Source organism: Nocardioides carbamazepini, from assembly GCF_024614185.1.
Lineage (GTDB): Bacteria > Actinomycetota > Actinomycetes > Propionibacteriales > Nocardioidaceae > Nocardioides > Nocardioides carbamazepini.
Window position 1 is genome coordinate 208,658 of the sequence record NZ_JAHTLF010000012.1, and the last position, 7,092, is coordinate 215,749.

8 protein-coding genes and 1 pseudogene are annotated in these 7,092 nt (G+C 72.6%); 3 read left to right on the forward strand and 6 right to left on the reverse strand.

The genetic code is table 11. The annotated features are described in order from the left end of the window. Positions 1 to 11: 11 nt before the first annotated feature. The 4 genes from KVF89_RS06480 to KVF89_RS06495 all read right to left on the reverse strand — a co-directional run bounded on the left by KVF89_RS06480 (position 12) and on the right by KVF89_RS06495 (position 3,352). A complete protein-coding gene (locus tag KVF89_RS06480) occupies positions 12 to 1,508 on the reverse strand; it encodes an MFS transporter (protein ID WP_257424405.1) in 1,497 nt (498 codons plus the stop codon). After that, the gene (locus tag KVF89_RS06485; RefSeq protein WP_257424406.1) at positions 1,505 to 2,065 is read right to left on the reverse strand and encodes a TetR/AcrR family transcriptional regulator; all 561 of its coding nucleotides are present in this window, start codon (positions 2,063 to 2,065) and stop codon (positions 1,505 to 1,507) included. The genes KVF89_RS06480 and KVF89_RS06485 overlap by 4 nt, the downstream gene beginning before the upstream one ends. A 67-nt stretch (positions 2,066 to 2,132) precedes the next feature. Beyond that, entirely contained in the window at positions 2,133 to 2,693 is a 561-nt protein-coding gene (locus KVF89_RS06490; RefSeq protein ID WP_257424407.1) for a YqgE/AlgH family protein, read from the reverse strand. Between the two features lie 113 nt (positions 2,694 to 2,806). Continuing rightward, entirely contained in the window at positions 2,807 to 3,352 is a 546-nt protein-coding gene (locus tag KVF89_RS06495) for a hypothetical protein (protein WP_257424408.1), read from the reverse strand. A gap of 182 nt (positions 3,353 to 3,534) precedes the next feature. On the opposite strand from KVF89_RS06495, the gene KVF89_RS06500 reads away from it, so the two are divergent. Beyond that, positions 3,535 to 4,257: a TetR/AcrR family transcriptional regulator gene (locus KVF89_RS06500; RefSeq protein ID WP_257424409.1), complete on the forward strand. Its 723-nt coding sequence runs from the start codon at positions 3,535 to 3,537 to the stop codon at positions 4,255 to 4,257. Positions 4,258 to 4,266: 9 nt separating this feature from the next. Here KVF89_RS06500 and KVF89_RS06505 read toward each other — a convergent pair whose 3' ends face one another. Then, positions 4,267 to 5,298: a DUF3048 domain-containing protein gene (locus KVF89_RS06505; protein WP_257424410.1), complete on the reverse strand. Its 1,032-nt coding sequence runs from the start codon at positions 5,296 to 5,298 to the stop codon at positions 4,267 to 4,269. Positions 5,299 to 5,446: 148 nt separating this feature from the next. Between KVF89_RS06505 and KVF89_RS06510 the strand changes: the two genes are divergently transcribed. After that, entirely contained in the window at positions 5,447 to 5,965 is a 519-nt protein-coding gene (locus KVF89_RS06510; RefSeq protein ID WP_257424411.1) for a SigE family RNA polymerase sigma factor, read from the forward strand. Next, positions 5,962 to 6,939, forward strand: a complete 978-nt coding sequence (locus KVF89_RS06515) for a hypothetical protein (RefSeq protein ID WP_257424412.1) — start codon at positions 5,962 to 5,964, stop codon at positions 6,937 to 6,939. The genes KVF89_RS06510 and KVF89_RS06515 overlap by 4 nt, the downstream gene beginning before the upstream one ends. A 32-nt stretch (positions 6,940 to 6,971) precedes the next feature. Here the strand turns inward: KVF89_RS06515 and KVF89_RS30575 are convergent. After that, positions 6,972 to 7,046, reverse strand: a pseudogene (locus KVF89_RS30575) (LON peptidase substrate-binding domain-containing protein); the annotation flags it as partial. Between the last annotated feature and the right edge of the window lie 46 nt (positions 7,047 to 7,092).

Here is a 7,092-nt window from a genome sequence, read left to right on the forward strand (position 1 = left end):
TCTAGTGGTCGTCAGTGACCGCCGGACACATCGACGTCCTTCGGGAGTCCGCGCCACACCAGGACCGCCACGACCAGGGTGATCACCGCGCCGACGAGGCCGACGACCCCGAACGCGTCGGTGTACGACGCCAGCGCCGCCGACTCGAACGGCGTCCCGAGCGCGCCCGAGACGGACTCGACGGCCGCGGCATCCGCACCCACCGGGAGGCCGTGGCGGTAGACCACGCCGGCGAGGCTGCCGAGCACGGCGATGCCGAGCACGCCGCCGACCTCGTAGGACATCTCCTCGACCGCGGCGGCGGAACCGGCCTGGTGGACCGGCGCCGAGCCCATGATCAGCGCGGAGCCGAGACCCAGGGCCGCGGTACCGAAGCCGACGAGGAGCAGCGCGACGGCGATGCCGACGTAGGGCATCGGGCGGGGCAGCAGCCACAGCGTGAGCAGTCCGGCGGCGAGGACCACGAGACCCGCGACGATGACGTTGCGCGCGCCGAACCGGTCGGCGACGGCCGGAGCGAGCGGCGGGCCGATCAGGCCACCGAGGGCCATCGGCAGTAGTGCGACCCCTGCCATCAGCGGGCTCCAGCCCTGGACCAGCTGCAGCCACTGCGAGCCGACGAACAGCAGCGCGATCATCGCGGTGCTGCTCACCAGCGCCGTGGCGACACCGGAGCGGAAGACCGGGTTGGCGAAGAGGCGGACGGCGAGCATCGGCTCGTCCTGACGCAGGCAGCGTCGCACGAAGAGCGTCAGCAGCAGGAAGCCGGCGACCAGGACGAGCACGGTGACGACGTCGAGATCGCCCTTGCCGAGGTGCTTGATGCCGTAGACGGCCGCGATCATGCCGCCCACGGAGAGCAGTACGCCGAGCGCGTCGACCCGGCCGGGCTTCTCCGACCGGCTCTCGGGGAGCAGGAGGAGCCCGGCGACCAGCGCGACCACCATGAGGGGCACGTTGACCAGGAAGGCGGCGTGCCAGCTGAACGCACTGAGCAGCGCACCGCCGACGATCGGGCCGATGGCACCGCCGACGGCGGCGGTCGCGGCCCACAGGCCGAGGGCGAACGCCCGCTCCCTGGCGTCCGGGAAGAGCGCCCGGATCAGCGAGAGCGTGGCCGGCATGATCATCGCGCCGCCGATGCCGAGCAGGGCGCGCACCGCGATGACGTCACCCGGGCTCCGCGCGATCAGCGCGCCGAGGGAGGCGACGGCGAAGATGGCGAAGCCGGTGAGCAGCATCCGGCGCCGGCCCCAGCGGTCGGCGAGCGCCGCCACGGGGACGAGCAGGCCGGCGAGCACCAGTGAGTAGACGTCGACGATCCACAGCTGCGCGAGCGCGCCGGCGTGGAGGTCCTCGGTCAGGTCGGGCAGCGCCACATTGAGGACGGTCATGTCCATCACGACGACGAGCAGGCTGGCCGCGAGCACGGCCAGGCCGCCCCAGCGGCGACGGTCCTGATGAGCGGCGGTGCGCGGGGTCGCGCTGCGGGGGGCCGTGGCGGTCATCGGACCGCACCTCCCTCGAGGAACGTGGAGCGGACGAGCGCCTGCGCGTCCCGTGGGGCGATGTCACCGGCGAGGAGGGCGTCGCGGATGGCGACGAGCAGGCCGTAGACGGTGTGGCCCAGCCAGCGGGCCGGGACGTCGGAGCGCAGCAGGCCGGCGGCCTGGGCCGCGGCGTACAGCGTGATCTCCTGGGTGAAGAGCTCGTCGGCGCGCTCGCGCAGGGCGGGGGCGTTGACGACGGTCGGGTCGGTCAACGCGATCCCGTGCTCGTCGGCGTCGACGACGAAGCGCCCGATCACGTCGTCGAGGCAGGCGCGGATCCGCTCGGGATCGGCGGACGCGACGGCCTCGGCCAGGCCCGCCTCGGCCATGCTCTCGGCCCAGCGGTCGAGCGAGCGGCGGCCGATCTCGTGAAGCAGGTCCTCGCGGCTGGCGAAGTGCCGGTGGACGGTCGCTCGCCCCACACCGGCCGCGGTGGCGATCTGCGCCATCGACGCGGTCGGGTCGGTGGCGAGCAGGCGCTGGGCGGCGGCCAGCACCGTGTCCCGGGTCGTCATGATCTCCTCCTAGATGAGACTTCAATGTCTCACATGAGACATTGAAGTATCAAATCGAGGCGGAAGGTCAGTTGAGCTCCGGGTCCGACGGGCGTGTGGCGTGCAGCGCCAGGTCGCCGGGCTGGCGTCGCAGCACCTGACGCCGCAGGTCGCGGGTGTCACCGCCGAAGACGTCGTCGACCTGCCCCGGTACGACGTACCAGCTGCCCTCGGCGATCTCCGCCTGGAGCTGCCCCGCACCCCAGCCGGAGTACCCGGCGAAGATCCGCAGCCGGTCGACGCTGCCGTCGACCAGCTCGCGCGGGGTGTCGAGGTCGAGCAGGCCGATCCGGTCCCACACCGGGCGGAACCCGGCGGCGTCCTCGCCTCCCGGCGCGGCGAGCGCCACCGCCAGGGCGCCGTCGGTCGCGACCGGGCCGCCCTGGAAGAGCACCTCCGGCTCCTCGACCACCTCGCCCCACTCCCCCAGCACCTCGGAGACCGGCAGCGCCGTGGGTCGGTTGAGGACGACGCCGAGGGCGCCGTCGTCGTTCACGTCGAGCAGCAGCACCACGGTGTCGACGAAGTTGGGATCCAACAGGTCGGGCGACGCCAGCAGCAGGTCTCCGGCACTCAGCTCGCTCGACATGCCTCCATCATCCCCTGTGCGGACGCAAAGCGACCCCGGACCCGGGCGCGGTTCCGGGAGGAGGTCGCGTCGGGCCCGGGGCCGCACCCGGAGGGGTTCGGTGGGCCGGCGCCTCAGGCGGCGACCACGGCACGCAGCCGCTCGAACAGCGAACCGCGGACCTCGGGCTCGACGTACACCGCGTCCGGGGCGATCATCGGGAGGCCGCGGTGGAGCAGGCGGGCCCGCTCCTCGATCTCGGCACCGATCCGGGCCGCCGCCGCGTCGCCGAGGCTGGTGCGGCCGGCCATCACCGCGAGCAGGTGGCGCTCCTTGAAGCAGGCCACGGCCATCGCCGACGCCATCGCGTCGTCGAGCGGGTGGGTCCGGTAGTGGTCGATGATCATCCGCACGCCGGGCAGCTCGTGGGCGGTGTTGCTCCACGCGATCGCGACGGCCTCGTCGAGGTCCATCGGCTGGTGGGCGAGCATCCGCTCGATCTGCCCGGACAGGCGGGTGTGCCACTTCAGGGTGAGGGCAGCCAGCAGGTCGAGCTCGTCGCGGAACGCAGTGGACACGCCGTCGACGTCCATGGGCAGGATGCCGTCACGGCGGACGGCGGAGGTCGCGATGACGGAGCGGAGGGTCTCGCCCCGGTTGTGAAAGGCCGTCCAGGTCATGGTCAGCACTCCTCGGTTCGATCGGCGGTCGTTCGGACTCGGGAGATCCGACATACCGCTGGTACGTACTACGAGTATGGAGCAGACCAGCGGTACGCCCAAGGGCACGACACCGTGATCCCGCCCACGACGGGCAGTGACCGGTGTCACGCGCGACCGCGACGCGCGCCTATGCTGAGTCGGTGGCGAAGGCATCGGTGTCGAAACTCGTCCCCAAGGTCCCCGTGCCGGGCGTTCCAGGTGGCTCGCGGCGGGCGTCGTACTCCGCCTCGACCAAGCGAGCCCTCGTCGACGTCGCGGAGCGACTGTTCGCCGAGAAGGGGTACGCCGCCACCTCGCTCGACGCGATCGTGTCCGGGGCCCGGGTCACCAAGGGCGCGCTCTACCACCACTTCTCCGGCAAGCAGGCCCTGTTCGAGTCCGTCTTCGAACGGGTCGAGCAGGAGGCGGCGAAGCGGATCCAGAAGTCGCTGCGTGGCCAGAAGGACCCGTGGCGCAAGGCGACCGAGGGCCTGCGCTCCTTCCTCGACGTCGTCCAGGAGTCGCCGTACCGGCGCATCGTGATCCAGGACGGGCCCGCGGTCCTCGGCTACGAGCGCTACCGCGAGCAGGAGGAGCGCTCGACCTTCGCCAATATCGTCGAGATCGTCCGGGCCACCCTCGACGCGGGCGCGTGGGACCTCGACGAGGACATGCTGCAGACCTTCGCGCGGATCTTCTTCGGCGCGATGTCCTCGGCCGGCGAGTCCGTCGCCACCGCCGCCGACCCAGAGGCCGCGGCCCGCCGGGTCGAGAGCGCCATCGGCTTCCTGCTCGCCGGCGTGCAGAGCCTGGTGGAGCAGGGCATCGCGCTGCCGAGCACGGTCGAGGTCGCCGACGGCAAGGGCACCGCCGACCCGGAGTGACGGCCGCCGCTACTGGCCGACGGTCACCGATCCGTTGTCGGCGTCGACCGGCACCAGCTCGATCCAGACCTTGCCGGCCGGGACCTTGAGCTCCGCGCCGTCAGCCGTGGCCAAGGTCAGCGTCGAGTTGACCTTGTCCTTGGACCAGGTGCCCTCGACCACCTGGCCGTTGTGGAACAGCTGCGCGGCGCCGGTGCCCTCGAACCTGCTCTCCGGCACGAAGCTGCCCGCGGGATCCGTGTAGCCGGCGTCGACCACCTTCACCCGCAGGACCAGCACCGAGCCAGCCTCGAAGTGGTCGCCCTGGGCGGCGTTGGAGTTCGTGTTGGTGTAGGTGCCGTTCTCGAAGCGCCAGTTCGTCGTCCGGCTGCCGAAGTGCGCGGACAGGGTGGGGGCCGGCGTACCGCCCGCGAAGTCCGCCTCGGTGCCCCACGGCAGGTAGTCGGCCGGGCGCGACGTCTTGCCGTCCTCGGCCGCCTCGGCGACCTTCTTCAGGTCGGTGAAGAGGTTGTACGGCGCGCTGCGGCCGGACTTGCGGTAGAAGCCGGGCCCGCCCTCGCTGAAATACTTGATCTTGGCGCGGTCGATGCGGGGCAGTGTCTCCCGAGCGGCACCGCTCGTCGCGATGACTGCACCGACGGGCGCCACGATGCCGATGTCGCTGGCCCGCATCGACCTGACCGGGCCGATGTCGCCGGGGAGCTGGGAGTAGTAGAACGCAGCGAGCCGGGTGATCCCGCCCTCCACCAGCTCCTCGACCACGAGGTCGGCCTTGCTGAGCCCGACCTGCGGTGAGCTCGACGGCGAGTTGTCGATCTTGGTCACCACCACCGGATGGTCCAGCTCGACGGATTCGCCCGCCTCCGCCTCGAGGCCGGTCAGCGGCCAGATCTGCGGCACCTCCGGCTCCGGGGTCGTCTCCGAGCTCCCGCCGTCCCCCGACTTCTTGTCACCGTCGTCCCCACCTCCGCATCCGGCGAGCACGAGGCTCAGCACGACGAGCGAGGCGGGCAGGGCGCTGCGGAGGGTGGAAGCACGCACCCGGTCAGTCTGTCCCACGCCGCGCCCCGAGGATGGAGCCGCCCCCGCGTGTCGCGCGGCGGGGTCCGCTTCCGCGGCGACGGCCTGTGACGGGATGGGCGCACGATGCGTCGTACAGGAGGAAGCGCAACGACGTCCCAGGAGTGCCGTGTTCGAGCCTGACCCCCCGGTCCCCGATCCGTTCGAGGAGTTCGCCCGCGCGCGGGCGCCACACCTCTACCGCGCCGCGTGGCTGCTCTGCGGCCACCGGGCCGAGGCCGAGGACCTGGTCCAGGAGACCCTGGCGAAGGTCTACGTGCGGATGCACCGCCGCCGCGGACCGCGCCTGGACAACCCGGCGGCGTACGCCCAGACGGTGCTGACCCGCACCTTCATCAGTGCCCGGCGGCGGGCGAGCAGCACCGAGGTGCCGTACGCCGACCTGCCGGGCCTCGACACGGCCGGCGCCGACGGCGGTGCGGATCACGCCGGGACGACCGACCTGCGACTCGCGCTCACCGAGGCACTCGCCGACCTCGCGCCGGTCGACCGGGCCGTCGTGGTGCTGCGGCACCTCGACGGCCTGTCCGTCGAGGAGGTCGCGCACGCCCTGGGACTCACCTCGGGAGCGGTCCGCAATCGGAGCATGCGCGCCCTGGCGCGGATGCGGAAGGAGGCACTGCGATGAACGAGCACGACCTGACCACCGTCATGGAGCGCGCCGCGGAGCGGCTGGACCCGGACGTCGCGGACCTGGTGGCCGGCGGCGCCCGCCGGGGCCGCCGTCGGCTGCGCCGGCGCCGCGCGACCGTCGGCGTCTCCGGCGCGGTGGTCGCCGCCCTGGCCGTCGGCGCCGTCGCCTGGGCGTCGTCCCCCGGCGGCGGGACGGCGCGCGACCTCCCGGTCGCCACCCCGCCCGCGGGCGGAAGCACCGCGCCGGGCGACGGCCAGCGCGGCCTGCCCGACGACGACGCCCTGGTGCAGCGGCTGCTCGACCACCTGCCCGACGGCGAGGTCACCGACCTCACGACCACGCCGGTGTGGGACCAGCCCGATGCGCCCTACCAGCGCGGCCTGGAGATCGGACTGCGCCTCGACGGCGCGGCCGTCGAGGTCAGGTTCTACGACGGGAGCGTCGACCCGGAGGGCTGGGCCCGGTCCCTGGACCCCGGCCCGAAGCCCGCGGGCTGTGACGCGTCGCTGGTCGACGCGGACCAGAAGACCTGGAGCCAGGCCATCCGCGACGCCGCCGAGACCGCCACGGACGTGAGAGGGTTCGATCGGGCCAACCCGCCGCCGGCGCTGCCTCCCCGCTCCCCTGAACAGGAGTGCATCTCGTGGGCCAGCGGGATGCGCGAGCAGAAGTGCGCCGCCGATCCGGCCTGCCTGGCCAAGCGGACGGCGTACTCGCCGGAGAAGAGGTGTGGGCCCGAGGGCCGTCAGCTCCCCGACGGGTCCTGGCTGTGGCCGCGCTCCGGCGACGGCGGCGACGGCTCCGACACCAGCGGCTTCACGGGCAACTGGGCCTCGATCTGCCGCGCCGACGGCTGGACGGTCGACGTCAGCGCCTTCAACAGCCCCGACGGCGACACCCAACCGACGACGGTCGTGTCCGACGAGCCGCCGCTCTCGCTTGAGCAGGTGACCTCGCCGACGGGGTAGTCACCGTGGGTCAGCAGCCGGTCGAGCTGGATCCGGTCGCGGCCTACAGCGACGATGTCGAAGCTTCCGTCCTCACGGGCCTCGACGTCGGTCAGCTGCAGTCGCACGCCGACCCGGTAGAGCGACTGGTTGCCGTGGTCGCCGACCTCGTAG

What these genes read in the sequence shown, in the direction of transcription:
- KVF89_RS06480 (WP_257424405.1), bottom strand. Translation starts at nt 1,508, where the DNA reads ATGACCGCCACGGCCCCCCGCAGCGCGACCCCGCGCACCGCCGCTCAT.
- KVF89_RS06485 (WP_257424406.1), bottom strand. Translation starts at nt 2,065, where the DNA reads ATGACGACCCGGGACACGGTGCTGGCCGCCGCCCAGCGCCTGCTCGCC.
- KVF89_RS06490 (WP_257424407.1), bottom strand. Translation starts at nt 2,693, where the DNA reads ATGTCGAGCGAGCTGAGTGCCGGAGACCTGCTGCTGGCGTCGCCCGAC.
- KVF89_RS06495 (WP_257424408.1), bottom strand. Translation starts at nt 3,352, where the DNA reads ATGACCTGGACGGCCTTTCACAACCGGGGCGAGACCCTCCGCTCCGTC.
- KVF89_RS06515 (WP_257424412.1), top strand. Translation starts at nt 5,962, where the DNA reads ATGAACGAGCACGACCTGACCACCGTCATGGAGCGCGCCGCGGAGCGG.